22 protein-coding genes and 1 pseudogene are annotated in these 25,334 nt (G+C 61.2%); 9 read left to right on the plus strand and 14 right to left on the minus strand.

What is annotated here, in order from left to right; all coding sequences use genetic code 11:
* Positions 1-116: 116 nt before the first annotated feature.
* The 8 genes and pseudogenes from hisI to CAG47_RS29355 all read left to right on the plus strand — a co-directional run bounded on the left by hisI (position 117) and on the right by CAG47_RS29355 (position 5,220).
* Entirely contained in the window at positions 117-518 is a 402-nt protein-coding gene (gene hisI, locus CAG47_RS14035) for a phosphoribosyl-AMP cyclohydrolase (RefSeq protein WP_085725456.1), read from the plus strand.
* Complete coding sequence (locus CAG47_RS14040) at positions 511-843, plus strand: phosphoribosyl-ATP diphosphatase (RefSeq protein WP_085725457.1); 333 nt, start codon at positions 511-513, stop codon at positions 841-843. Before hisI ends, CAG47_RS14040 begins: the two co-directional genes overlap by 8 nt.
* Positions 844-868: 25 nt before the next feature.
* The gene (locus CAG47_RS14045) at positions 869-1,141 is read left to right on the plus strand and encodes a twin-arginine translocase TatA/TatE family subunit (protein ID WP_085725458.1); all 273 of its coding nucleotides are present in this window, start codon (positions 869-871) and stop codon (positions 1,139-1,141) included.
* Between the two features lie 10 nt (positions 1,142-1,151).
* Entirely contained in the window at positions 1,152-1,604 is a 453-nt protein-coding gene (gene tatB / locus CAG47_RS14050; protein ID WP_085725459.1) for a Sec-independent protein translocase protein TatB, read from the plus strand.
* Positions 1,601-2,395, plus strand: a complete 795-nt coding sequence (gene tatC / locus CAG47_RS14055; RefSeq protein ID WP_085725460.1) for a twin-arginine translocase subunit TatC — start codon at positions 1,601-1,603, stop codon at positions 2,393-2,395. The genes tatB and tatC overlap by 4 nt, the downstream gene beginning before the upstream one ends.
* Positions 2,392-3,099: a 16S rRNA (uracil(1498)-N(3))-methyltransferase gene (locus tag CAG47_RS14060; RefSeq protein WP_085725461.1), complete on the plus strand. Its 708-nt coding sequence runs from the start codon at positions 2,392-2,394 to the stop codon at positions 3,097-3,099. The genes tatC and CAG47_RS14060 overlap by 4 nt, the downstream gene beginning before the upstream one ends.
* A gap of 204 nt (positions 3,100-3,303) precedes the next feature.
* Positions 3,304-4,365 (plus strand): annotated as a pseudogene (locus tag CAG47_RS29350) (methyl-accepting chemotaxis protein); the annotation flags it as partial.
* 141 nt (positions 4,366-4,506) lie between these two features.
* Positions 4,507-5,220 (plus strand): methyl-accepting chemotaxis protein, encoded by a 714-nt coding sequence (locus CAG47_RS29355; protein WP_371917210.1) that lies wholly within the window; start codon positions 4,507-4,509, stop codon positions 5,218-5,220.
* A gap of 120 nt (positions 5,221-5,340) precedes the next feature.
* Here the strand turns inward: CAG47_RS29355 and mdoH are convergent, their stop codons facing one another.
* The 4 genes from mdoH to pip all read right to left on the minus strand — a co-directional run bounded on the left by mdoH (position 5,341) and on the right by pip (position 11,445).
* Positions 5,341-7,911 (minus strand): glucans biosynthesis glucosyltransferase MdoH, encoded by a 2,571-nt coding sequence (gene mdoH, locus CAG47_RS14070; RefSeq protein ID WP_085725463.1) that lies wholly within the window; start codon positions 7,909-7,911, stop codon positions 5,341-5,343.
* Positions 7,904-9,718 (minus strand): glucan biosynthesis protein, encoded by a 1,815-nt coding sequence (locus CAG47_RS14075; protein WP_085725464.1) that lies wholly within the window; start codon positions 9,716-9,718, stop codon positions 7,904-7,906. The genes mdoH and CAG47_RS14075 overlap by 8 nt, the downstream gene beginning before the upstream one ends.
* A 321-nt stretch (positions 9,719-10,039) precedes the next feature.
* On the minus strand, positions 10,040-10,477 hold the full coding sequence (dtd, locus tag CAG47_RS14080) for a D-aminoacyl-tRNA deacylase (protein ID WP_085725465.1): 438 nt from the start codon (positions 10,475-10,477) through the stop codon (positions 10,040-10,042).
* On the minus strand, positions 10,474-11,445 hold the full coding sequence (gene pip / locus CAG47_RS14085; RefSeq protein ID WP_085725466.1) for a prolyl aminopeptidase: 972 nt from the start codon (positions 11,443-11,445) through the stop codon (positions 10,474-10,476). Before pip ends, dtd begins: the two co-directional genes overlap by 4 nt.
* A gap of 554 nt (positions 11,446-11,999) precedes the next feature.
* Between pip and CAG47_RS14090 the strand changes: the two genes are divergently transcribed.
* Positions 12,000-12,242, plus strand: coding sequence for a DUF6124 family protein (locus tag CAG47_RS14090; RefSeq protein WP_085725467.1), 243 nt, complete (start codon positions 12,000-12,002; stop codon positions 12,240-12,242).
* Between the two features lie 115 nt (positions 12,243-12,357).
* Here the strand turns inward: CAG47_RS14090 and hutG are convergent, their stop codons facing one another.
* The 10 genes from hutG to hutU all read right to left on the minus strand — a co-directional run bounded on the left by hutG (position 12,358) and on the right by hutU (position 25,292).
* The gene (gene hutG, locus CAG47_RS14095; protein WP_085725468.1) at positions 12,358-13,161 is read right to left on the minus strand and encodes an N-formylglutamate deformylase; all 804 of its coding nucleotides are present in this window, start codon (positions 13,159-13,161) and stop codon (positions 12,358-12,360) included.
* 10 nt (positions 13,162-13,171) lie between these two features.
* Positions 13,172-14,377, minus strand: coding sequence for an imidazolonepropionase (gene hutI, locus CAG47_RS14100; RefSeq protein ID WP_085725469.1), 1,206 nt, complete (start codon positions 14,375-14,377; stop codon positions 13,172-13,174).
* 17 nt (positions 14,378-14,394) lie between these two features.
* Entirely contained in the window at positions 14,395-15,801 is a 1,407-nt protein-coding gene (locus CAG47_RS14105) for an amino acid permease (protein ID WP_085725470.1), read from the minus strand.
* A 108-nt stretch (positions 15,802-15,909) separates the two neighbouring features.
* Positions 15,910-17,442 carry a histidine ammonia-lyase gene (gene hutH, locus CAG47_RS14110; RefSeq protein WP_085725471.1) on the minus strand — a complete coding sequence of 511 codons (1,533 nt, stop codon included), beginning with the start codon at positions 17,440-17,442 and terminating at the stop codon, positions 15,910-15,912.
* 119 nt (positions 17,443-17,561) lie between these two features.
* Positions 17,562-19,085: a histidine ammonia-lyase gene (gene hutH / locus CAG47_RS14115; RefSeq protein ID WP_085725472.1), complete on the minus strand. Its 1,524-nt coding sequence runs from the start codon at positions 19,083-19,085 to the stop codon at positions 17,562-17,564.
* Between the two features lie 132 nt (positions 19,086-19,217).
* On the minus strand, positions 19,218-20,048 hold the full coding sequence (locus CAG47_RS14120) for a glycine betaine/L-proline ABC transporter ATP-binding protein (RefSeq protein WP_085725473.1): 831 nt from the start codon (positions 20,046-20,048) through the stop codon (positions 19,218-19,220).
* A complete protein-coding gene (locus CAG47_RS14125) occupies positions 20,045-20,896 on the minus strand; it encodes a proline/glycine betaine ABC transporter permease (protein ID WP_085725474.1) in 852 nt (283 codons plus the stop codon). Before CAG47_RS14125 ends, CAG47_RS14120 begins: the two co-directional genes overlap by 4 nt.
* Before the next feature lie 70 nt (positions 20,897-20,966).
* Positions 20,967-21,935, minus strand: coding sequence for an ABC transporter substrate-binding protein (locus CAG47_RS14130; protein WP_085725475.1), 969 nt, complete (start codon positions 21,933-21,935; stop codon positions 20,967-20,969).
* A 69-nt stretch (positions 21,936-22,004) separates the two neighbouring features.
* Positions 22,005-23,477, minus strand: coding sequence for a cytosine permease (locus tag CAG47_RS14135; RefSeq protein WP_085725476.1), 1,473 nt, complete (start codon positions 23,475-23,477; stop codon positions 22,005-22,007).
* 147 nt (positions 23,478-23,624) lie between these two features.
* Positions 23,625-25,292 (minus strand): urocanate hydratase, encoded by a 1,668-nt coding sequence (gene hutU / locus CAG47_RS14140; protein ID WP_085725477.1) that lies wholly within the window; start codon positions 25,290-25,292, stop codon positions 23,625-23,627.
* Between the last annotated feature and the right edge of the window lie 42 nt (positions 25,293-25,334).

Raw genomic sequence — 25,334 nt, forward strand, 5'->3', positions numbered from 1 at the left:
CACTCACGTTTAATTCACGCCTGTAGATATGCGTTGCACAATTCGAAGGATCGAAGCGCACTGGCTTTTACTTGCGGCTTGAAGCTTAAGGCTTGGAGCTGCTTCAGGAACTGAAGATGAAAAACTGGCTGGACGAGATCAAGTGGGACGCCGACGGCCTGGTGCCAGCGATTGCCCAGGATCACAAGACCGGGCGCGTCCTGATGATGGCCTGGATGAACCGTGAAGCACTGGAACTGACCGCCGCCGAGAACCGCGCGATCTACTGGTCGCGCTCCCGTGGCAAGCTGTGGCGCAAGGGCGAAGAGTCCGGCCACGTGCAAACCCTGCACGAGATGCGCCTGGACTGCGACGCCGACGTCATCATCCTGATGGTCGAACAAATCGGCGACATCGCCTGCCATACCGGCCGCCAGAGCTGCTTCTATCGCGTCTACGAGAACGGCGACTGGACAACGGTCGACCCGGTCCTGAAAGATCCGCACGCCATCTATTCCGCAGGGCACACACATGAGTGACACTCTCACCCGCCTCGCCGAGGTACTGGAAGCGCGCAAAGGCGCCGCCGCCGACAGCTCGTATGTCGCCAGCCTGTACCACAAGGGCTTGAACAAGATTCTGGAAAAAGTCGGCGAAGAGTCGGTCGAGACCATCATTGCCGCCAAGGACGCCGCCGTCAGTGGCGACTGCAGCGATGTGATCTACGAAACCGCCGATTTGTGGTTCCACAGCATGGTCATGCTCGCCCAGTTGGGGCAGCATCCACAGGCTGTACTCGATGAACTGGACCGTCGTTTCGGTCTCTCCGGACACGCCGAGAAAGCCTCGCGCCCGTCCGCCTGAATAACTATTAGAGAGGAGCAGCAGCATGGGCATTTTTGACTGGAAACACTGGATCGTCATCCTGGTTGTCGTGGTACTGGTGTTCGGCACCAAGAAGCTGAAGAACCTCGGCACCGACGTCGGCGAGTCGATCAAGGGCTTCAAGAAAGCCATGAACGACGACGAAAAGCCCGCCGAGCCGAATGCGACCCCGACCCAACCGGTTCCGCCGGTACAGCCTCAGACCTCTGTAAACCAGCCGCACACCATCGACGTGCAGGCCCAGAAAGTCGAAGAGCCGATTCGCAAAGACGTGTGAGCACTGACTAATGTTTGGTATCAGCTTCTCTGAACTGCTGCTCGTCGGCCTCGTCGCTCTGCTGGTGCTGGGTCCCGAGCGCTTGCCGGGCGCTGCGCGCACCGCGGGCCTGTGGGTCGGGCGCCTGAAGCGCAGCTTCAACGCGATAAAGCAGGAAGTTGAACGTGAAATCGGTGCCGACGAGATTCGTCGGCAACTGCACAACGAACATATCCTGTCGCTTGAGCAGGAGGCGCGGAAAATCTTCACGCCGACCCAGCAGGAGCCGACGCCGGTGGAGCATGTGGGCGCGCAGACAATCAGTGCACCTGTCACTGCTGCCACAACAACACCTGCACCTGTCGTAGCGGCTACGGAGCCTGCGCCCGTTGTGGCAGCGACTCCGGTTGATCCCGTTGCTCCAACCGCCGCGCCGACCACGCCAGCGCCTAACGACACCACTTTGCCGCCGCGAGCCCCATGAGCGATCTCCCTGAAAACGACCAGCACATGCCGCTGGTTTCGCACCTCACCGAGTTGCGTACCCGACTGCTGCGCTGCGTAGCGGCGATCTTCATCATCTTTGCCGGGCTGTTTGCCTTCACCCAGCAGATCTACACCTTCGTCTCCACGCCTCTGCGTGCGTACCTGCCCGCTGGCGCGACGATGATTGCCACTGACGTGTCGTCGCCGTTCCTGACGCCACTGAAGCTGACCATGATGGTCTCGCTGTTCCTGGCCATCCCGGTGATCCTGCACCAGATCTGGGGTTTCATCGCCCCGGGCCTGTACAAGCATGAAAAACGCATCGCCGTGCCCTTGCTCTGCTCGAGCATCGTTTTGTTCTACGCCGGCATGGCCTTCGCGTATTTCCTGGTGTTCCCGCTGATCTTCAAGTTCTTCGCCGCCGCCACCCCGGCCGGTGTGGAAATGATGACCGACATCACCAGCTACCTCGACTTCGTCATGACGCTGTTCTTCGCCTTTGGCGTGGCGTTCGAAATCCCGGTGGCCGTGGTCCTGCTGGTGTGGATCGGCGTGGTCGACGTCAAATACCTGAAGAAAATCCGCCCGTACGTGATCATCGGCTGCTTCGTGGTCGGCATGATCCTCACACCGCCGGACATCTTCTCGCAGACCTTGCTGGCCGTGCCGATGTGGTTGCTGTTCGAAATCGGCATCCTGTTCGGCAGCCTGATCAGCAAGCGTGGCGAGCATCCGGACGACCAGCCGGCCGACGATCACAACGACCAGCCGCCAGCGACCCAAGCGTGAACCTGCTGCTCCTCGAGGAGGCCGACTTCATTGCGGCCGACCGGGCGATCCTGCGTGATCGCCGATTGACCCACATGCAGGAAGTCCACCGCTGCGAAGTGGGCGACAGCATGCGTGTCGGGCGAATCGGCGGCCTGATGGGCTCGGCCGAAGTGCTGCGCCTGGACGCCGGCGAAGCGGAATTGCGCGTCACCCTCGACCAGCCACCACCCGCCAAGCTGCCATTGACCCTGATATTGGCCCTGCCACGCCCCAAGATGCTGCGCAGGGTGTTCCAGACCGTGGCAGCCATGGGTGTACCACGTGTCGTGCTGGTCAACAGCTATCGCGTCGAGAAGAGCTTCTGGCAGACCCCCTTCCTGGAACCCGAGGCGATTCGCGAGCAGTTGATCCTCGGCCTCGAACAAGCCCGGGACAGCGTGCTGCCGGAAGTCGTCATCGAGAAACGCTTCAAGCCGTTCGTCGAAGACCGATTGCCGGCGATCACCGACGGCACCCTCGGCCTGGTGGGGCATCCGGGCAATTATCCGCCCTGCCCTCGCGCACTCAGCGAACCGGTGACCCTGGCCATCGGCCCCGAGGGCGGCTGGATTCCCTACGAGATCGACCTGCTGGGCAAGTCCGGCCTGCAACCGGTACAACTGGGCGAACGCATCCTGCGCGTCGAAACCGCTGTGACCGCACTGCTGGCGCGACTTTTCTGACACCACACATTTACCCTGTAGGAGCGAGCATGCTCGCGATAGCGGTGTACCAGCCACATCAATGCCGGCTGATCAGCCGCCATCGCGAGCATGCTCGCTCCTACAGGTCATCATTCGCCCGAACATCGGGTAGCGCCTACAGATTCAGGCGCTTCTGCCGATACATCCCCCATAAAACCAAATTGTGGTCCGGGGAGTTTCAGCATGTACCAATGGCTAGCCGAGAATCTGGGAAACGTCAGCGTCAAACGCAAGCTGGGAATCGGCTTCGGTCTGGTGCTGCTACTGACCCTGCTGATCACCTTCACCGGCTGGAGCGGCCTGAGCGGCGTTACCAGCCGCGGCGATAAACTGGGGTTCATCGCCAGCCTCAACGACCTGACCAAGGACCTGCGCATCGCGCGCCTGGATTACGAGATGCGTCGCGGCGAACAAGGTCCCGGCGCCGTCAACGATCTGTTGGGCAAACTCGAAAGCGGCCTGCAGACCGCCCGAGGCCTGATCGAGCAACCGGCCGATGCGGCCATGGTCGATCAACAACTGGCCGCTGTCGCCGAATACCGTCGCGCCTTCGGCGACATGACCCAGGCCGGCGCCCAGCGTGAAGACGCCCGCAGCAAACTCGGCGCGACCGCCGACAACGCCGTGGCCCGCGTCGCCGAAGTGGAAAAGTCCATGTTGCAAGGCGATAGCGTGACCGCCTTCAACCTGGTCATCGACCTGAGCAAACTGATCCAGCAGGCGCGCTTCCAGGTGCGTGGCTACACCTACAGCGGCAAGAGTGAGGCCGAACAGCCGGCCCTCGATGCGATCGACAACGCCCTGAAGAACCTCGAGAGCCTGCCGGCCAAACTGCCTGAAGAACACATCGCCAACCTGCAACAGGCGACTGATTCGCTGAAGGCCTACCGCGCCGCTGTCAGCCAGTTCCGCGACTCCCAGGTGGCCAGCGCCAAGGCCCTGGCGCGCATGTCTGCCCAAGGCAACATCCTGTTGGACATGAGCCAGAAACTCACCGTCTCGCAAACCGTCGTGCGTGACACCGATGCCGCCCATGCCAAGAACATGCTGAGCCTCGCCACTGTGCTGGCCATCGCCTTCGGCCTGCTGGCCGCGTGGGCGATCACCCGGCAGATCATCATTCCTCTGAATCAGACCCTGAGCGTCGCCGAACGCGTTGCCAGCGGCGACCTGACCCACAACCTGACGTCGCAGCGCCGTGACGAACTCGGTCAGTTGCAGCGTGCCATGCAGAGCATGACCCAGGGCTTGCGCGAACTGATCGGCGGCATCAGCGATGGCGTCACGCAGATCGCCAGCGCCGCCGAAGAGCTGTCCGCCGTCACCGAGCAGACCAGCGCCGGGGTCAACAGCCAGAAGGTCGAGACCGATCAGGTCGCGACGGCCATGAACGAAATGGCCGCCACCGTGCAGGAAGTTGCGCGCAACGCCGAAGAAGCTTCCGAAGCCGCCGTCGCCGCCGACCAGCAGGCCCGCGAGGGTGACAAAGTGGTCGGGGAAGCGATCGCCCAGATCGAGCGCCTGGCCGCCGAAGTCGGTCACTCCACCGAGGCCATGGGTGAACTCAAGCGCGAAAGCGACAAGATCGGCAGCGTGCTCGACGTCATCAAGTCCGTGGCCCAGCAAACCAACCTGCTGGCCCTCAACGCCGCGATTGAAGCTGCCCGTGCCGGTGAAGCCGGACGTGGTTTTGCCGTGGTCGCCGACGAAGTCCGCAGCCTGGCCCAGCGCACGCAGAAGTCCACCGAAGAGATCGAAGAACTGATCGTCGGCCTGCAAAATGGCACGCAGCAAGTCGCAACCATCATGGACAACAGCCGCACCCTGACCGACAGCAGTGTCGAACTGACCCGCCGCGCCGGCGGCTCGCTGGACAGCATCACCCGCACTGTCTCGGCGATCCAGGCGATGAACCAGCAGATCGCCGCTGCCGCCGAACAGCAAAGCGCCGTGGCCAAAGAGATCAACCGCAGCGTGCTGAACGTGCGCGATGTCTCGGACCAGACCTCGGCAGCCAGTGAAGAGACCGCCGCCTCCAGCGTTGAACTGGCGCGATTGGGGACGCATTTGCAGATGCTGGTGGGCAAGTTCAGGGTTTGAGGTGATCCGCATGCCTCGGCCCGCGAAAGCGGTCGACCAGACGATGCAGTGATTGAGTCTGCCGCAAACAAAAGTACAAACCTCAAGCCATGAAAAAACCCGCTTTCGCGGGTTTTTTCATTACGCCATCTGAGGCTGTAAGCCTATCGGCTTTAACGGCAGCAACGGTGCATGGGGATCGGCCTTGACCGACTTGCGCCATGCGCCGAGCCACTCGGCATGACCTTCGCTCCAGACCTGCTCATGCAGTCGGGCCAATGCCACCGGGTCGCTCAACAACTGCACACGATCATTGTTGGAAAGCCCTTCAGGCCCTACTTTCATCGCATGCCGCACCCGCTCGATCCGCAGCCATTCGATCGGCTCGGCCTCACGGTGACGGGAGGTCGCCAGCGAGCACGCCAGGGCGTTCTGCTGTGGATCGACCACCGAACGGACGAAGCCGTCGTGCAGCGCGTGCCAGCGGTTTTCGTGGGTGTACTGGTCGGTGGCCAGCAACGCCTGCGGCGGATTGTATTCCTCGGGGATCAGGAACAGGCTCTCGTCACGGGACTTGAGGCCCAGGCCGACGCGGCTGGAAATCACCGACACCGGGATCGACAGCATCAACGAACCGACGATAGGCACCAGCCACCACAGGAAGCTCGGGTTCAGCCAGATCACCAGCAACGCCCAGAAGAAGCCCAGCAGGGTTTGCGGACCATGACGCTTGATCGCTTCGCTCCACGGCGTGGAGTCGTCGTCACGTTGCGGCGAGTTCCAGGTCGCGGCCCAGCCGAGGAACGCGGCAAGGACGAAACGGGTGTGGAAAATCATCCGCACCGGCGCCAACAGCATGGAGAACAGCATCTCCAGCAGCATCGACAGGGTCACCTTGAACTTGCCGCCGAACTCTTTCGCGCCTTTGGCCCAGATCAGGATGATGCTCAGCAGCTTCGGCAGGAACAGCAGCACGATGGTGGTCGAGAACAGGGCAATCGCCTTGTCCGGGTGCCATTGCGGCCACAACGGATAGAGCTGACGCGGTTCGAGGAAGTACTGCGGTTCCATTAGCGTGTTGACCGCCAAAAGCGCTGTCGACAACACCAGGAAGAAGAACCACAACGGCGCCGACAGGTAGGACATCACGCCGGTCAGGAACACCGCGCGGTGTACCGGGTGCATGCCCTTGACCAGGAACAGGCGGAAGTTCATCAGGTTGCCGTGGCACCAGCGACGGTCACGCTTGAGTTCGTCCAGCAGGTTTGGCGGCAGTTCTTCGTAGCTGCCCGGCAAGTCGTAGGCAATCCACACGCCCCAACCGGCACGGCGCATCAACGCGGCTTCAACGAAGTCGTGGGACAGGATCGAGCCGGAGAACGCACCTTTACCGGGCAACGGCGCCAGGGCGCAGTGATCGATGAACGGCTTCATGCGAATGATCGCGTTGTGACCCCAGTAGTGCGACTCGCCCAGTTGCCAGAAGTGCAGGCCAGCGGTGAACAGCGGGCCATACACGCGAGTGGCGAACTGCTGCATGCGTGCATACAGGGTGTCCATGCCCGACGCACGTGGCGCGGTCTGGATGATCCCGGCGTCCGGCGTGGCTTCCATCAGGCGCACCAGACTGGTCAGGCACTCACCGCTCATCACGGAGTCGGCGTCGAGCACGACCATGTACTTGTAGTCACCGCCCCAGCGACGGCAGAAGTCGTCGAGGTTGCCGCTCTTGCGCTTTACGCGGCGGCGACGGCGACGATAGAAGATCTTGCCGAAGCCCCCGGCTTCACGGCAGACATCCAGCCAGGCCTGCTGCTCGCCAACACAGATATCGGCGTCGTTACTGTCACTGAGGACAAAGAAGTCGAAACGGTCCAGGTCACCCGTGGCTGCAACCGACTCGAAGGTCGCCCGCAGACCGGCGAATACCCGAGGCACATCTTCGTTGCAGATCGGCATCACCAGAGCGGTGCGCGCTTCCTTCGGAATTGGCTCATTGCCGGCACTTTTACCGGAGATCCGGTACTTATCGTGACCCGTGAGCAACTCGAGGAAGCCCATCAGCGCGGTCCAGAAACCGGCCGATACCCAGCAGAACAGAATCCCGAACAGGATCAGGATGCTGGTTTGCAGGGCGTAGGGCAGCACTTGCGTGGCGGTTTGCAACAGCGGTTGGTGCAACACTTCGTTAAGGTCGACGAACGACCAGCCCTGGTACGGCATGATGCCTTTCATGTACCAGCCGGCGACGATGGTCTGGCCGAGCATCAGCAGCAACAGGATGTAGCGACGGATCGAACCCACGGTACGCCAGCGTGCGGCCGGCAGGACACGTTCGTCCTTCGGCGGCTTCGGCGGGTTGGTACGACCTGTCATGCGACGCCAGCCACGTACCAGGATGTTGGTACGCCACGGCTCCGGCACGACCTTGGTCCGCCGGATCGGCGGGGTTGCCTTGAGGCAGACCCGGCCGCTGGCGTCGAGTACCAGCATTTCCGCGTCCTGCAGCTCTTCGGCGGTGCTCAGGGTCAGGCGTTTGCCGACCGAAGCCTGGGCGGCTTCGGTCGGAGCGTCGAACGTCGATGACGACAGGCGTTCGTGCAATTCGCTGAAAGACTGGCAGCCCGCGAGTTCCGCGCGCTGTTCGTCGGTCATTGGCAGATGCGCCAGATACTCGGAAAGAGTTTCTGGCCGTACTTGAGAGTTACTCATCGGCAGGCAACTGATAGCTCCAGGTCTCGGTCAGGACTTCTTCAGTCGGGGCCGATTCCGGTGTGGCTGGGGCCGCTTCGGCAGCGACAGGCTGCTTGGCGTCTTTGTTGGCCTTGTCCTTGGCCTCTGCAACAGGCTTGGCTTCAGCCTGCTTGGCCTCCGCTTGCTTGGCGTCCTTGTCTTCTTTCTCTTGTTGCTTGGCGGCGACCTTGTCGGCCTTGGCGACCGAGGAGTTCGACGACGGAATCGAAGTCTTGGCCAGGTCCGCAGGCACGATGTTCTGCACCAGCGCGGCACGCATTTCAGTGGCCTTGCTCGGATCCTTGATCTTCATCCGCAGAGTCAGGCGCCAGCCCTTGGTTTCAGGGTTGTAGCGCACGCTGTTTTCCACCAGCTCGGCGTTGTCGCCGACGCTGACCTGGCTGCGAACTTCCGCTTCGGCCGGCAATGCCGCCAGGGACGGGCCTTCGAAGTCCACCAGGTAGGCAACGCTGCCGTCCGGCTGACGGATCAGGTTGGACTGCTTGACATCACCGGTCGAACGCAGGGTCTGCTTGACCCAGGCGCTGTCCGGCGCGTGAATCGCCGATTCATCCATGGTCCAGTGCATACGATAAGCGACATCGAGAGGCTGGCCAGGTTCCGGCAATTTCTCCGGGTTCCAGAACGCGACGATGTTGTCGTTGGTTTCGTCGGCGGTTGGAATCTCGACCAGGTCGACCGTGCCCTTGCCCCACTCGCCTTTCGGCTCGATCCAGGCACTTGGGCGCTTGTCGTAGCGATCGTCGAGGTCTTCATACTGGCTGAAGTCGCGGCCACGTTGCAGCAGACCGAAGCCCCGCGGGTTTTCCACGCTGAAGTTGCTCACGGCCAGGTGTTTCGGGTTGTTCAGCGGACGCCAGATCCACTCGCCGTTGCCGGCATGGATCGCCAGACCGCTGGAGTCGTGCAGTTCGCGGCGGTAGTTCAGCACCTTCGACGGCTGGTTGGCGCCGAACAGGTACATGCTGGTCAACGGAGCGATGCCCAGTTTGCCGACCTTGTCGCGCAGGAACATCTGCGCCTTGACGTCGACGATGGTGTCGCTGCCCGGACGCAGGATCAGGCGATAGGCGCCAGTGGCACGAGGGGAGTCCAGCAGGGCGAAGATCACCAGATGCTTGTCGCCCGGCTTGGGTTGTTGAATCCAGAACTCGCGGAAACGCGGGAATTCTTCACCGGACGGCAAGGCGGTATCGATGGCCATGCCACGAGCGGACAAGCCGTAGACGTGACCCTTGCCGACAACGCGGAAGTAGCTCGCGCCAAGCATGGTCATGATTTCGTCCTGCTTGTCGGCCTTGTTGACCGGATACAGCACACGGAAACCGGCATAACCCAGTTGTTCGGTGGCCTTTGGATCGAACTTCATGTCGCCGAAGTCGAAACGACTCGGATCGTATTTGATCTCTTCGACGGTGTTCGCGGTGATTTCGTTGATTTTCACCGGCGTATCGAAATGCATGCCCTGGTGATAGAAGGACAGCTTGAACGGCGTCTTCTGATCAGCCCATTCGGCTTTTTCCGTCAGAAAACGAATTTTCTGATAGTCCGCGAATTTCATTTCGCGGAACTCGTTCGGCAGGTTACTGCGCGGCGCTTCGTACTTCTGCGCGGCCAGCTCTTTTGCCTTGACCGAGACATCATCCAGACTGAATGCCCAAAGCTGGCCGGCGCTGAGCAGGCCAAGCAGTGCAGAGCCCGCTACCAGGGCGCTGCGCAACCGTTTGGCAGACAATTTTGGTGCGTTACAGGGACTAACAATCACGAGCAACCCTCGCCGAAAACAGATCAAAAAACCAACGGCCAGTTAAAGGGTCTGCACGGTGTACGGCATGGGAAAACCGACCTTGCAAACCACTCTTGCCAAGTTGGCGAGCATTGTTCCGACTCCGCTGGGGCGAAATGATTCCCCAATCGGATCCGGACAAGTCTCTACCTAAGTCAAAATGGACCAACGAACGCTGATCCCCGTAGCGCGCGATTATCTAGCAGGCCGCGTTACAACGCATCAGGGGTAACAAAGTATTTATCGCGATAAAGCCCTGTTTCCGGTCGAAATGAGCTTAAAAACTTGTTTCAAGCGCTTTCAGGTCTGTAACAGGAAGGTTACCGGGCCATCATTGACCAGGTGCACCTGCATATCCGCGCCGAATCTACCTGATGCCACAATGCCATGCACCTGTTTCGCTTTGCTTAACAGATAGTCGAACAATTCCTCTCCCAGTGCCGGAGGGGCCGCGGTCGAGAAACTCGGACGCAGCCCGCTTTTGGTATCGGCAGCCAGGGTGAACTGAGAGACCAGCAACAGCCCACCGCCCACGTCCGCCAGGGACAGATTCATCTTGCCCTCAGCGTCACTGAACACTCGATAGTTAAGCAGCTTATTGAGAAGTTTGTCGGCGCTGGCCCGCGTATCGTCGGGCTCGACGGCCACCAGGACCAACAATCCCTGATCGACGGCACCCACGACCTCGCCCGCCACCTCTACTCGTGCGCCACGCACCCGTTGCAGCAGGCCCTTCATGCTTCTTCGGGCGGCAGGTCGAGCAGACGCCGGGCCATCAGATTGGCGGCGCGTACCAGCGCGTCGGTAATGCCCGGTTCGGAGGCGGCATGACCGGCATCGCGGATGACCTGCAGTTCGCTGTTCGGCCAGGCCTGGTGCAATTCCCAGGCGTTATCCAGCGGACAGATCACGTCATAACGACCATGGATGATCACGCCGGGCAAATGGGCGATCTTGCCCATGTCGCGGATCAACTGGTTCGGTTCCAGGAAAGCGTTGTTGCTGAAGTAGTGGCACTCGATGCGGGCAATCGACAAGGCACGTTGTGGCTCGGAGAAGCGATCGACTACCAGCGGGTTCGGACGCAGGGTCGCGGTGCGCCCCTCCCAGGTGGACCAGGCCTTGGCCGCGTGCATCTGGGCAATCTGGTCGTTGCCCACCAGACGCTTGTGGAACGCGGCAAGCAAATCGTCGCGCTCGTCCAGCGGAATCGGCGCGATGTAGTCCTGCCAGTAATCGGGGAACAGTCGACTGGCGCCGGCCTGGTAGAACCATTCGATTTCCTGCGGACGGCACAGAAAGATCCCGCGCAGGATCAGGCCGTGTACACGTTCAGGATGGGTTTGCGCATAGGCCAGCGCCAGGGTCGAACCCCAGGAGCCGCCAAACAGCACCCATTTGTCGATACCCAGGTGCTGGCGAATTCGCTCAAGGTCGGCGACCAGATCCCAGGTGGTATTGTTTTCCAGGCTGGCGTGGGGAGTGGAGCGACCGCAACCGCGCTGATCGAAGGTGACGATGCGATACAGATTTGGATCGAAGTAGCAGCGACTCGCCGCATCGCATCCGGCGCCGGGTCCGCCGTGGATGAACACGACCGGCAAACCTTCCGGTGAACCGCTTTCGTCGACATACAGCGTGTGGGTTTCGTCGACGGCCAGATCGTGCCGGGCGTGGGGTTTGATCTGCGGGTACAAAGTCTGCATTGCGCACTCCGTAAGGGGTCGAGTTCATCCCTGGGGGGACTTCTATTATTCTGCCGTCCGGCATCATAAACCCGAATTACGTCAATGAGCATGTGCTTGGTGGGGAGAGATTTTTCTGTTGTGACTGCTACGTGGCCCTTTGCGGACCAGAAGATCCAAAAGCCTCAGCCTGGCAGCGACTCCTCAGACATTTCACCCTCGCTAGTAGGACATTTCTGAAACCCTTCCGACAGGCTACAGCGCCTTGCGGCGTTACCTACAACTGCTCCAGAATCCGCCAGCTTGTGCGCTTCGAGGGCTGTCGCTAACTTGATTCGGGTCACTGATTACCAGTGATTGGGTTTAGTAGCCCACTGCAAAGAAAGCGCATTTGCGCTCCTGAAAGGCAGGTATGTCCATACCTGCCCTTGACGGCAGCCGTGCGCAGGGCGCCTTCGGGCGCGCCGGTTTTCTTTGCCCGGTCTACTAACCTGCGCACAGCTGCCACCCTCTTGATTAGTCGCGATTCGGTGTTGGCTGCCATTCATGCTCCCTATTCTTCAAGGACCTGAATCATGACCAATACGAACGGCACTGCACGCCAACTCAGCCGCCTCTTCCACCTCGCTCCCGGTATCGACAACCACACCCTGCTCGAATACGCCTGCGTTTCCCTGGCCTCGGCCAGCGCCATGGCCAGCGACTTCGCCCGAGACATGAGGGAATCGGATGGCCACATTCTGTTGGGGATTCAGCAGTCGATCATGTTGGGGGAAATGGCGGTGAATCGAGTGTTGGATAACCTTGACCCACCGTGAACCCTGCCTCTGCAGGAGCGAGCTCACGATGGACGTTCAGACAACGCGGGCATTCAGGTAGCCAGAGTTATCGTTGGCGTCCATCGCGAGCAAGCTCGCTCCTACAGAAGGCGAGTCAGGCGCCGTAGCGCTCCTGACCCCAGGTGAGCAGGCCTTGCAGCAATTCTTTCAACACCACCCGCGTCGGCTCCGCCAGGTCCGCGCGATAACGGAACGGCTCGAACTCTTCCATATAAGTGCACTGCCCCAATTCCAGCTGAACGGCGTGAATGTTCTCGGCCGGATTGCCGTAATGGCGAGTGATGTGGCCGCCTTTGAAGCGTCCGTTCAGCACGTGGGTGTAGTTATCGTGACGCGCGCAAATCGCTTCGAGCTGCGTCGCCAATTGAGGATCGCAACTGGCGCCATTGAAGGTGCCGAAGTTGAAGTCCGGCAACTTGCCGTCGAACAGGTGCGGGATGATCGAGCGGATCGAGTGGGCATCGAACAGCAGTGCGTAGCCGAACTCGGCCTTCAATCGCGCCAGTTCCTGCTGCAAGGTGCTGTGGTACGGCGTCCAGATCCGCTCAAGGTAAGTCGCACGTTCTTCTTTCGATGGCTCCAGGCCGTCACGGAACAACGGCACGCCGTCGAACAGTGTGGCCGGGTACAAGCCAGTGGTTGCACCCGCGTACAAGGGCTTGTCGTCGGACGGCCGGTTCAGGTCGATGACGAACCGCGAGTACTCGGCGGCCAGGGTGCTGGCCCCCAGTTCGGCGGCAAAATCGTACAGCTGCGGAATGTGCCAGTCGGTGTCCGGCAGGCTTTTCGCGTCAGGGATCAGCCCGGACTCGACCGCAGGGGTGAGGCGCACACCGGCATGAGGCATGCTGATCAGCAGCGGTACGCGGCCTTGTTTGAAGTTCAGAACCTTATCCACAGCAGATCTCCTACAGACTCGTTTCGACGCCGTGGCGCACGACGCGTTTTTCCAGGTCGCCGCCCAGCCAGTACGACAGGTCGGCCGGACGTTCGATTTGCCAGGCGACGAAATCCGCAACCTTGCCCACCTCCAGCGAACCATGGGTGTCCGCCATGCCCAGTGCAGAGGCAGCATGAATCGTCGCGCCGGCCAAGGCTTCTTCCGGGGTCATGCGGAAGCAGGTGCAAGCCATGTTCAGCATCAGGCGCAACGACAGTGCCGGCGATGTGCCCGGGTTGAGGTCGCTGGCGACGGCGATTTTCACACCGTGCTTGCGCAAGGCATCCATTGGCGGCAATTGGGTCTCGCGCAGGAAGTAAAAGGCACCGGGCAACAGCACCGCGACAGTCCCGGACTTGGCCATGGCGATGGCGTCGTCCTCGGTCATGAACTCCAGGTGATCGGCGGACAACGCGTGGTAACGCGCCGCCAGGCTCGAGCCGTGCAGCGACGACAACTGTTCGGCATGCAGCTTAACTGGCAAGCCCAGTTCCTGAGCGGTAATGAACACCCGCTCGACCTGCGCCGGGGAGAACGCCAGGTACTCGCAGAACGCATCCACGGCATCGACCAGCCCCTCGGCGGCCAGGGCCGGGAGCATGTCGGCGCAGATGTGATCGATGTAGTCATCAGCGCGATCGGCGTATTCCGGCGGCAAGGCGTGAGCCGCCAGGCAGGTGCTGCGCACGCTGACCGGCAATTCGGCGCCGAGACGACGGGCCACGCGCAGCATCTTGCGCTCGTTGGCCAGGTCCAGGCCGTAGCCGGACTTGATTTCGATGCTGGTGACACCATCGCGCATCAGGCTTTTCAGGCGCTTGGCGGCACTGGCGAACAACTCGTCTTCGCTGGCCGCGCGGGTAGCCCGCACGGTACTGGCGATGCCGCCACCGCTGGCGGCGATTTCCGCGTAGCTGACGCCTTGCAGGCGCTTTTCGAATTCGCCGCTGCGGTTGCCGCCGAACACCGTGTGAGTGTGGCAGTCGATCAGGCCTGGCGTGACCCAGGCCCCGTTCAGATCATTGACGGCCGGATACTCGCCCGCCGGCAACTCGCCGCGCGGGCCAATCCACTCAATGTGCGCTCCTGACGTCACGATGGCCGCGTCCTCGATGATCGAGTAGACGCCTTGTGCCATGGTTGCGACGTGACAGTGTTGCCAGAGAGTTTTCATCCTTGGCCTCCATTAGGTTATCGATGAGAAAAAGTTGGATCCTGCGTCACCAGGGCTGCCTGACCCGCCGCCGGTTTCACCCACGTCAGGTAAGCCAGCACCAGCAAGACGATCCACACCACCCCGACGATCAGCGCTGCCTGGGTGTCCGGGAAATAGCCCAGCACGCCGAAAATGAACAGCATGAAGACAATCGCCGCCGCCGGCGCATAGGGCCAGAACGGTACCGGGAACTTCAGTTGTGCCACCTGCTCGGCAGTCATGGACCGGCGCATGGCCACCTGGGTCACCAGAATCATCAGCCAGACCCACACCGTGGCAAAGGTGGCGATGGACGCGATCAACAGGAACACGTTTTCCGGGATCAAGTAGTTCAGCAACACGCCCAGCAACAGCGCGGCACTCATCACCACGACCGTCATCCATGGCACGCCATTGCGCGACAGGCGGGCGAAGCCCTTGGGTGCATGGCCTTGCTGGGCCAGGCCGAACATCATGCGGCCAGCGCCGAAGATGTCACTGTTGATCGCCGAAATCGCCGCCGTGATCACCACGATATTGAGGATAGTGGCCGCCGAGCCGATCCCCAGCTTGTCGAAGATCTGCACGAACGGGCTGCCCTGGCTGCCGATCTGCTGCCAAGGAAAGATCGACATCAGCACCAGCATCGTCAGCACGTAAAACAGCAGGATCCGCAACGGTACGGCATTGATCGCCCGGGGCAGCACGTGCTGCGGGTCCTTGGCTTCACCTGCCGTTACGCCGATGATTTCGATGCCGCCAAACGCAAACATCACCACCGCGAACGAAGCGATCAGACCGCCGATGCCATTGGGCATGAAGCCGCCCTGGGTCCAGAGGTTACTGATATCGGTCGCCTGGCCCGGGGCCGTGCTGATGCCGAACAGCATGATGCCGAAACCACCCAGGATCATCGCGACGATGGCCGCGACCTTGAGCAGCGACAGCCAGAACTCCATTTCACCGAAGACTTTGACATTGCACAGGTTCAAGCCGCCGACGATGGAAACGACCCCCAGCACCCAGATCCAGCGGGAAACCTCCGGGAACCAGAAGCCCATGTAAATCCCGAACGCGGTCACGTCGGCCATGCCGACGATGACCATTTCGAAGGCGTAGGTCCAACCGAGGATGAAGCCCGCCATCGGCCCCAGGTAAGTGCTGGCGTACTGGCCAAAGGAACCGGCCACCGGGTTGTGCACCGCCATCTCACCGAGGGCGCGCATGACCATGAACACCGCCGCGCCACCGATCAGGTACGCGAGCAGCACCGCAGGCCCGGCCATTTGAATGGCCGAGGCAGAACCGTAAAACAGCCCGGTGCCGATTGCCGACCCCAGCGCCATGAAGCGAATATGTCGGGCGGAAAGCCCGCGTTTCAAACCTTTTTCAGGCTGTTGCATTTCTCGTCCCAATTATTCTTATTCGACGTTAAAACGAATCGCGAGCAAGCTCGTCCGCACATTGGATTGCATGAACCCTGTGGGAGCGAACCTGCTCGCGAAGGGCCATTACAGGCTAGGCAGCAACTTCGCCGTCACCAGTTCGTTCAGGCAACGCGAAGCCAACAATTCAGACGCCGCATTGATGTCCGGCGCGAAGAAACGGTCTTTCTCGTAGGTCGTCACTTCGTTACGCAGGATGGCGCGAACCTTTTCCAGCTTCGGCGAGGTCTTCAGGCCATTGCGCAGGTCCAGGCCCTGGGCGGCGGCCAGCCATTCAACGGCGAGAATCCCACGGGTGTTCTCGGCCATTTCCCACAGACGCTTGCCCGCTGCCGGAGCCATCGACACGTGGTCTTCCTGGTTGGCGGAAGTCGGCAGGCTGTCCACCGAATGCGGATGGGCCAACGCCTTGTTCTCGCTGGCCAGTGCCGCCGCGGTCACCTGGGCGATCATGAAGCCGGAGTTCACGCCACCGTTGGCCACCAGGAATGGCGGCAACTGCGACATGTGCTTGTCCATCATCAACGAGATGCGACGCTCGCTCAGGGAACCGATTTCAGCGATGGCCAGGGCGATGTTGTCGGCGGCCATGGCCACCGGCTCGGCGTGGAAGTTGCCGCCAGAGATCACATCGCCTTCAGCGGCGAACACCAGCGGGTTGTCCGATACGGCGTTGGCTTCGATCGCCAGCACTTCGGCGGCCTGGCGGAACTGAGTCAGGCAGGCGCCCATGACTTGCGGCTGGCAACGCAGGGAGTACGGGTCCTGGACCTTCTCGCAGTTTTCGTGGGAGTCGGAGACTTGGCTGCGCTCGCCCAGCAGATCGCGGTACGCGGCGGCGGCGTCGATCTGGCCTTTCTGTCCACGGGCGGCGTGGATGCGTGCGTCGAACGGCGAGCGCGAACCCAGCACCGCTTCAACGGTCAGGCCACCCAGCGCCAGGGCACCGGCGAACAGGTCTTCACCTTCGAACAGGCCACGCAGGGCAAACGCGGTGGACACCTGGGTGCCGTTGAGCAGCGCCAGGCCTTCTTTCGCGGCCAGGGTCAGCGGAGTGAGACCGGCGACTTTCAGCGCTTCGGTGGCTTCCATCCACTCGCCTTTGTAGCGTGCCTTGCCTTCGCCCAGCAGCACCAGCGACATGTGGGCCAAAGGCGCCAGGTCACCGGAAGCACCGACCGAACCTTTCAGCGGAATGTGCGGGTAAACCTCGGCATTGATCAGGGCGATCAGCGCGTCGATCACCACACGGCGGATACCGGAAAAACCACGGCTCAGGCTGTTGACCTTGAGCACCATGATCAAGCGCACCAGGTCGTCGCTGATTGGCTGGCCGACACCGGCGGCGTGGGACAGCACCAGCGAGCGCTGCAGGTTTTCCAGGTCTTCGCTGGCGATACGGGTCGAGGCCAGCAGACCGAAACCGGTGTTGATGCCGTAGGCGGTGCGGTTCTCGGCGATGATCTGTTCCACGCAGGCGACGCTGGCTTCGATCTGGGCCGAAGCGCTGTTGTCGAGGGTCAGTTTCACCGGTTGCTGATAGACGTCACGCAGTTGGGCGAGGCTCAGTTGGCCGGGAATCAGGTTTAGCGAAGTCATTTTTGTGCTCCTTTTGAGAGTTAGCGATTAACTAACCAGACGCTCCGGAGATATCCGTTGTCCGTCGCTTCCCCTTTTTGAGGGGGTAAGCGCCTTGGCACGCTGGTCGTGTAGGGAAATCAGTTCAAGTTCGGTAAGGCTTTTTGCAGCAAAACAGGGTCTTTCAGAACACTGGCGGCGGTGGCAATGTCGGGCGCCAGCCAACGGTCCTGGTCGTAGGCAGGCACTCGCTCGCGCAGCAGACGCCAGGCGGCATCGGTGCCCGCGCCGAAGCGTTGTTCTTTCAGGAACTCAAACGCCTGGGCCGCCAGCAAATACTCGATGGCGAGGATCTGCGTGCAGTTTTCCAGGGCGCGATGCAGCTTCAGCGCAGCGTTGGTGCCCATGCTCAGGTGATCTTCCTGAAGACCTGATGTGACGTAATTGTCGAGGACGGCCGGTTGCGCCAGTTGACGGTTCTCCGCGCACAGCGAAGCGGCCACGTATTGCACGATCATCATCCCGGAGTTCACGCCCGGGTTGGCCACCAGGAAAGCCGGCAGACCGCTGACGTGCGGGTTGATCAAACGGTCCAGGCGACGCTCGGCGATGGAGCCGATTTCCGCCATGGCGATCGCCAGCAGGTCCGCCGCCATTGCCACGGACTGGCCGTGAGGGTTGGCCTGGGACACCACCCGGTAATTGTCCGTGGTGCCCAGCACCAGCGGGTTGTCGGTGGCGCCGTTGAGCTCGGTTTCGATCTGTTTGATCGCGTGCACCAGTTGATCGCGCGCAGCACCGTGAACCTGCGGGATCGAGCGAATGCTCAGGGCATCCTGGGTACGAATGCCTTTGCTCTGGGCAATCACTTCGCTGCCATCGAGCAAGGCCCGAAGGTTGATCCCGACCTGTTGCATGCCCGGGTGCGGCTTGAGCGCGATGATCTCTGCGTCGAACGCATCGATCTGTCCGCGCTGGGCTTCGAAGCTCATGGCACCGATCACGTCGGCCCATTCCAGCAGGCGCGTGGCATCGGCAATCGCCAGGCAGCTCAGGCCGCTCATGCAAGGCGTACCGTTGACCAGGCACAATCCGTCCTTGGCACCGAGCTTGACGGGTTGCAGGCCTTCTTCAGCCAGCGCTTGCTGCGCGGAAACGATCTGCCCGCGATAGCTGACATTGCCCACGCCCAGCAGCGCGATGCCGATGTGTGCCATGTGCGTCAGGTAGCCCACGGACCCCTGGGACGGCACTTGCGGGGTGATGCCCCGGTTGAGCAACGCCAGCAGTGCTTCGACGACCTGACGGTGCAGGCCGGATTTGCCATGGCTGAAGTTGACGATGGCTGCGCACATGATCGAGCGGGTCTGCTCGTTCGTCAGCGGCGCACCCACGCCACAAGCATGGCTCAGCAAGGTGTTGCGCGATAACTGGCTGAGTTGTTCGTCCTGCAGCGAGACGTTGCACAGCGCACCCAGGCCGGTGTTGATGCCATAGGCACGTTCGCCGCTGGTGACGATGCGCTGGACGATGGCCTGCGCGTTTTCGATGCGCGCCCAGATCGGCGCCGACAGCTCAAGCTGTGCGCCATCACGGGCGACAGCGACTACGTCCCGCCAGGTAACCTGCGCTTCGGTGATAACGATTTTTTCAGCCTGGGACATCTTCAACCTCATCCAAATTCTGGTTCAGCTTCACCGCCGTCTTCGCGAGCAGGCTCGCTCCCACATTGGAATGCATTTCCCTGTGGGAGCGAGCCTGCTCGCGAAGAGGCCAGCTCACTCACTGCAAATTTCTCAGACCACCGCCGCCCGACGCTGCACAAAGCGGTCGACATACTCATCCGCCGGCGAATGCAGGATCTCTCTCGGCGTACCGACCTGGATCAGGCGGCCGTCCTTGAGGATCGCGATGCGGTTGCCAATGCGCACGGCTTCGTCGAGGTCGTGGGTGATGAAGACGATGGTCTTGTGCAAGGTCTTTTGCAGCTCCAGCAACTGGTCCTGCATCTCCGCGCGGATCAGCGGATCGAGGGCGCTGAACGCTTCGTCCATCAGGATGATGTCGGTGTCCGCCGCCAGGGCACGAGCCAGGCCCACACGCTGGCGCATACCGCCGGAAAGCTGATGCGGGTATTTGTTTTCGTAGCCCTTGAGGCCCACGGTGTTGATCCAGTGCAGCGCACGTTCGGCACACAGGGCTTTGCTTTCGCCACGGATTTTCAGCCCGTAGGCGACGTTGTCGAGCACCGTCCTGTGCGGCAACAGGCCGAAGCTCTGGAACACCATGCTGATCTTGCGCCGGCGAAATTCGCGCAGGGCTTCCATGTCGTATTGCAGGATGTCCACGCCGTCCACCAGGATCGCGCCGCTGGTCGGGTCGATCAGGCGGTTGAAGTGACGTACCAGGGTCGATTTGCCGGAACCCGACAGGCCCATGATCACGAAGATCTCACCGCTGCCGATGCTCAGCGACAGGTCGTTCACGCCGACCACGCAGCCGGTTTCGGCCAGCACCTGATCCTTGGTCTTGCCCTGGCCGACCATGGCCAGCGCGTCCTTGGAGCGGTTGCCGAAAATCTTGAAGACGTTTTTGACTTCGATCTTGCTTACGGTTGCCTTGTTCATTTGCTCACCTCATGCCGTGCACGACCGTACGCCTGCGTAATGCGGTCGATCACCACAGCCAGAATCACGATCGCCAGACCGGCTTCGAGGCCGCGTCCGACGTTGAGGGTCTGAATCCCCACCAGCACGTCTTCACCCAGGCCACGGGCACCGATCATCGAGGCGATCACCACCATCGACAGGGCCATCATGGTGGTCTGGTTGATCCCGGCCATGATGCTCGGCAGGGCCAGCGGCAATTGCACGCCGAACAGTTGCTGCCAGCGGTTGGCACCAAAGGCGTTGATGGCTTCCATCACTTCGCCGTCGACCTGGCGAATACCCAGATCGGTCAGGCGGATCAGCGGCGGCGCGGCGTAGATCACCGTGGCGAAAATCGCCGGGACCTTGCCCAGGCCGAACAGCATCAGCACCGGGATCAGGTACACGAAGCTCGGCATGGTCTGCATGATGTCCAGCAATGGCATCAGCACCGAACGCAAGCGATTGCTGCGGGCCGAGAGAATGCCCAGCGGAACGCCGATCAACACCGAGATGATCGTCGCCACCAGCATCAGCGCCAGGGTTTGCATCAGCTTGTCCCAGAGGCCGACCGCGCCCACCAGGAACAGCAGGCCGACGATCACGGCAGTGGTCACGACTTTACGGGTCGCGTGCCAGGCCACGCCCGCCACGATGGCCAGCATCAGCCACCAGGGTGCCGCACGCAGCAGGCTTTCAAGATTGACGATGGCCCACAACAGGGTGTCAGAGATGTGCCGGAACACGTCGCCGTAGTTGGTGACCAGCGAATCGACCCAACCGTTGACCCAGTCGGCGATGGAAAAGGTAAAGCTTTCGGGAAACATAAGAGACTCTCAATCAAGGGGTTGCGATCAAGCATCCGACTGCCGTTGTCGACAGCCGGAGAAGCTCAACCTACAAGGCCGCGTCGATTTTCTTGGCTGCGTCTTCGCTTACCCACGCATGCCAGACTTCAGGATGTTCCTTCAAGAAGATCTTCGCCAGTTTTGGCGACTCGATCCGCTCTTTGGTCATGCGCCCCAGGTTCTGGTTCAGCACGTCGATTGGCACGTTGACCTTTTCCAGAACGGCGACCAGTTCTGGCGCTTCGTCGTGGAAGGTCTTGGACAGGCCGACCTTGATGGTCACGGACTTGTTCACGCCTGGTTTCTCGTCGAGTTTCACCGCGTCGATCTGGCCCATCAGCGGCGTTGGCGACCAGTAGTAGAACAGGATCGGCTCGCCACGCTTGTAGCTCGACAGCACGGCGGCATCCAGCGCCGGGCCGGTGCCTGGACGGAAGTTGGTGTAGGCGCTTTCCAGGCCGTAGCTTTTCAGCATTTCGCTGTTGTCCAGCTCACAGGTCCAGCCGGCCGGGCAGTTGTAGAAACGGCCCTTGGATGGCTCTTCGGCGTCCTTGAACACCGTTGAGTATTTGCCCAGGTCAGCAATGTTCTTCAGGTCTGGAGCCTTGGCTTCCAGCTTGCGCTTGGCGTCGCCTTCGATCACGTAGCGTGGCACGTACCAGCCTTCGATCGCACCCACAACCGGCGCGCCGACACCGACGACCTTGCCGGCCTTCTCGGCCTTGTTCCAGACTTCGCTACGGCCGACCCATTCTTCGGCAAACACTTGAATATCGTTGCTGCTCAGGGCGTTTTCCATGGCGATGGAGTTGCCCGGCAGGCTGTCGGTCTTGCAGTCGTAGCCTTTCTCCAGCACGACTTGCATCACGTCGGTCAGGAGCATCGCGCTTTCCCAGTTCAAGCCGGCGAACTTCACCGGTTTACCAGATTCGCACCAACCCGCCGCCTGAGTGGCGCCGGCGCTGGCCAGCAGGCCCATGGAAAGCAATGTGGTCAGCAGGGTCTTTTTCGATTTCATTATTGTGACGCTCCTAATCATGAATTGGCTTACGGCAGTCAAGAGGCATCCAGCCCTGTCCACGTCCAATCAGGCCTGCGCCGCAGCGCGACCGGTCCCGCTTTTATCAGGTTGTACAACACTGTCCTGCTCGACCGGCAGAATCAGTTGATCTGGCACTGTGCCGTGCCATTTTTTAGCGCACAGGTAATACAGGGCTGCAGGCAGCACCAGACCGATGATCCAGGAAATGTCCACATCACCGAGGGCGGCCACCAGCGAACCGGTATAGAACTTGGTGGAAATGAACGGCAACTGCACCAGCACACCGAACACATAGACGCCGATACCGAGGAGGTTCCAACGGCCATAGCGACCGTTCGGATCGGCCAGCGCCGGTACGTCATAGCGCTCGCGGGTAATGCAGTAGTAGTCCACCAGGTTGATCGCGCTCCACGGCGTGAAGAACGCCAGCAGGAACAGGATGAAGGACTTGAACGCACCGAGGAACGAGTGCTGACCGAGCAACGCCATCAGGGTCGCAGCACCGACGATGGCCAGCACGAAGACCAGGCGCTGCAAGCGGGTTACCTTCAGGTCACCCCGGAAACCGCTGATGATGGTCGCAATGCACATGAAGCTGCCGTAGGAGTTCAGCGTGGAAATGGTCACCTTGCCGAACGCGATGCTGAAGTACAGCAGCGCAGCGGTGGCACCGGTCCCGCCCAGGCCAACGATGTAGGCCACTTCATGGCCGGCGTATTGCCCGTTGGCCGAAGCGGCGGCAAACACACCGAGGACCATCGCCACCTGTGCACCAATGACCGAACCGCCGCCTGCGGCGAAAAAGGTTTTCACCGAGGAAACCTTGCTCGGCAGGTAGCGAGAATAGTCAGCCACATAAGGGCCGAAGGCGATCTGCCAGGATGCCGCGAGCGACACCGCCAGCAGGAAACTGCTCCAGCTGAAGTGGCGGATTTGCAACAGCGCGCCAACATCGACCTGGCTCATCAGGCGGCTGAACAGATAAACAAAGGCAATCACGCCAATGACACTGGCAACACGGCCGATCCAATGGATCACCCGATAACCGAGCACCGTGACCAGCACGATGACACTGGCGAAAAGAAGAATGCCGACCGTGTCGCTGACGCCAAACAACTGGCCCAGCGCCTGGCCGGAAAGTACGGTACCCGTTGCGGTAAAGCCCAGGTACATCAGGCACACCAGCACGATCGGGATGGCCGCGCCATAGACACCGAACTGCACCCGGCTGGAGATCATCTGCGGCAGGCCGAGCTTGGGTCCTTGCGCGGCATGCAGCGCCATCACGCCACCGCCGAGCAGTTGACCGATCAACAGACCGATCAACGACCAGAACACATCACCGCCCAGCACCACGGCCAGGGCCCCGGTGACAATCGCAGTGATTTGCAGGTTGGCGCCCATCCACAGGGTGAATTGGCTAAACAGACGACCGTGTCTTTCCGCTTCCGGGATGTAGTCGATCGAGCGCTTCTCGATCAACGGTTTGTTACCTGCACGCTCGCTGTTGACAGCCATGATTCAACCTCTGTGGATTGTTCTGGGTATTGTTTTTGCGCTGGCCCCTGTAGGAGCGAGCATGCTCGCGATAGCGGTTTGTCAGTCAACAGAGATGTTGAATGTGCCGGCCTTATCGCGAGCTTGCTCGCTCCTACAGGGCAAGCCTTACTTGCCGGTAATCATCGGCAGGTTCAGCCCTTGTTCCTTGGCGCAGTCGATGGCGATCTGGTAACCGGCATCGGCGTGACGCATGACGCCAGTGGCCGGGTCGTTGTGCAGCACGCGAGCGATACGCTCGGCCGCTTCATCAGTACCGTCGCAGACGATCACCATGCCCGAGTGCTGGGAGAAGCCCATGCCGACGCCGCCGCCGTGGTGCAGGGAAACCCAGGTCGCGCCGCTCGCGGTGTTGAGCAAGGCGTTGAGCAGTGGCCAGTCGGAAACCGCATCGGAACCGTCCTGCATCGATTCGGTTTCGCGGTTCGGGCTCGATACCGAACCGGAGTCCAGGTGATCGCGGCCGATAACGATTGGCGCGGACAGCTCGCCGCTACGGACCATTTCGTTGAACGCCAGGCCCAGCTTGGCGCGCAGACCCAGGCCAACCCAGCAGATACGTGCCGGCAGACCCTGGAAGCTGATGCGCTCGCGGGCCATGTCCAGCCAGTTGTGCAGGTGGGCGTCGTCCGGGATCAGTTCCTTGACCTTGGCGTCGGTCTTGTAGATGTCTTCAGCGTTGCCCGACAGTGCCGCCCAACGGAACGGACCGATACCGCGGCAGAACAGCGGACGGATGTAGGCCGGTACGAAGCCAGGGAAGTCGAAAGCGTTTTCCACGCCCTCTTCTTGCGCCATCTGACGGATGTTGTTGCCGTAGTCGAAGGTCGGCACGCCCATTTTCTGGAAGTCGAGCATCGCTTTGACGTGCACGGCCATCGATTGCTTGGCGGCTTTGATCACAGCGGCCGGCTCGGTCTTGGCGCGAGCACGGTACTGGTCCCAGGTCCAGCCAGCCGGCAGGTAGCCGTTGAGCGGGTCGTGGGCGCTGGTCTGGTCGGTGACCATGTCCGGGCGCACGCCGCGACGCACCAGTTCCGGGAGGATTTCCGCGGCGTTACCGCACAGGGCGATGGAGATCGCCTTGCCTTCCTTGGTGTACTTGGCAATACGCGCCAGGGCGTCGTCGAGGTCTTTGGCTTGCTCGTCGACGTAGCGGGTTTTCAGGCGGAAATCGATGCTGACCTGCTGGCATTCGATGTTCAGCGAGCAGGCACCGGCCAGGGTCGCGGCCAGTGGCTGGGCACCGCCCATGCCGCCCAGACCGGCGGTCAGGACCCACTTGCCGGTCAGGTTGTCGTTGTAGTGCTGGCGACCGGCTTCGACGAAGGTTTCGTAGGTGCCCTGGACGATGCCCTGGCTGCCGATGTAGATCCAGCTGCCGGCGGTCATCTGGCCGTACATGGCCAGGCCCTTGGCGTCCAGTTCGTTGAAGTGTTCCCAGGTGGCCCAGTGCGGCACCAGGTTGGAGTTGGCGATCAGTACGCGCGGGGCGTTCGCGTGGGTCTTGAACACGCCGACCGGCTTGCCGGATTGCACCAGCAGGGTCTCGTCGTCGTTCAGGTTGGTCAGGCTTTCAACGATCTTGTCGTAGCACTCCCAGTTACGCGCAGCACGACCGATACCACCGTAGACCACCAGTTCCTTGGGGTTCTCGGCGACTTCAGGGTCGAGGTTGTTCATCAACATGCGCAGCGGCGCTTCGGTCAGCCAGCTCTTGGCGGTCAGCTTGTTACCGCGGGCAGCGCGGATTTCGACGTCACGAAATTTGGTCACGAAAAAAACTCCTCAGCAATCAATCCAAAACCAACCCAGGCA

The organism is Pseudomonas sp. R37(2017) (genome assembly GCF_002113375.1).
In the GTDB taxonomy this organism is placed as follows: domain Bacteria; phylum Pseudomonadota; class Gammaproteobacteria; order Pseudomonadales; family Pseudomonadaceae; genus Aquipseudomonas.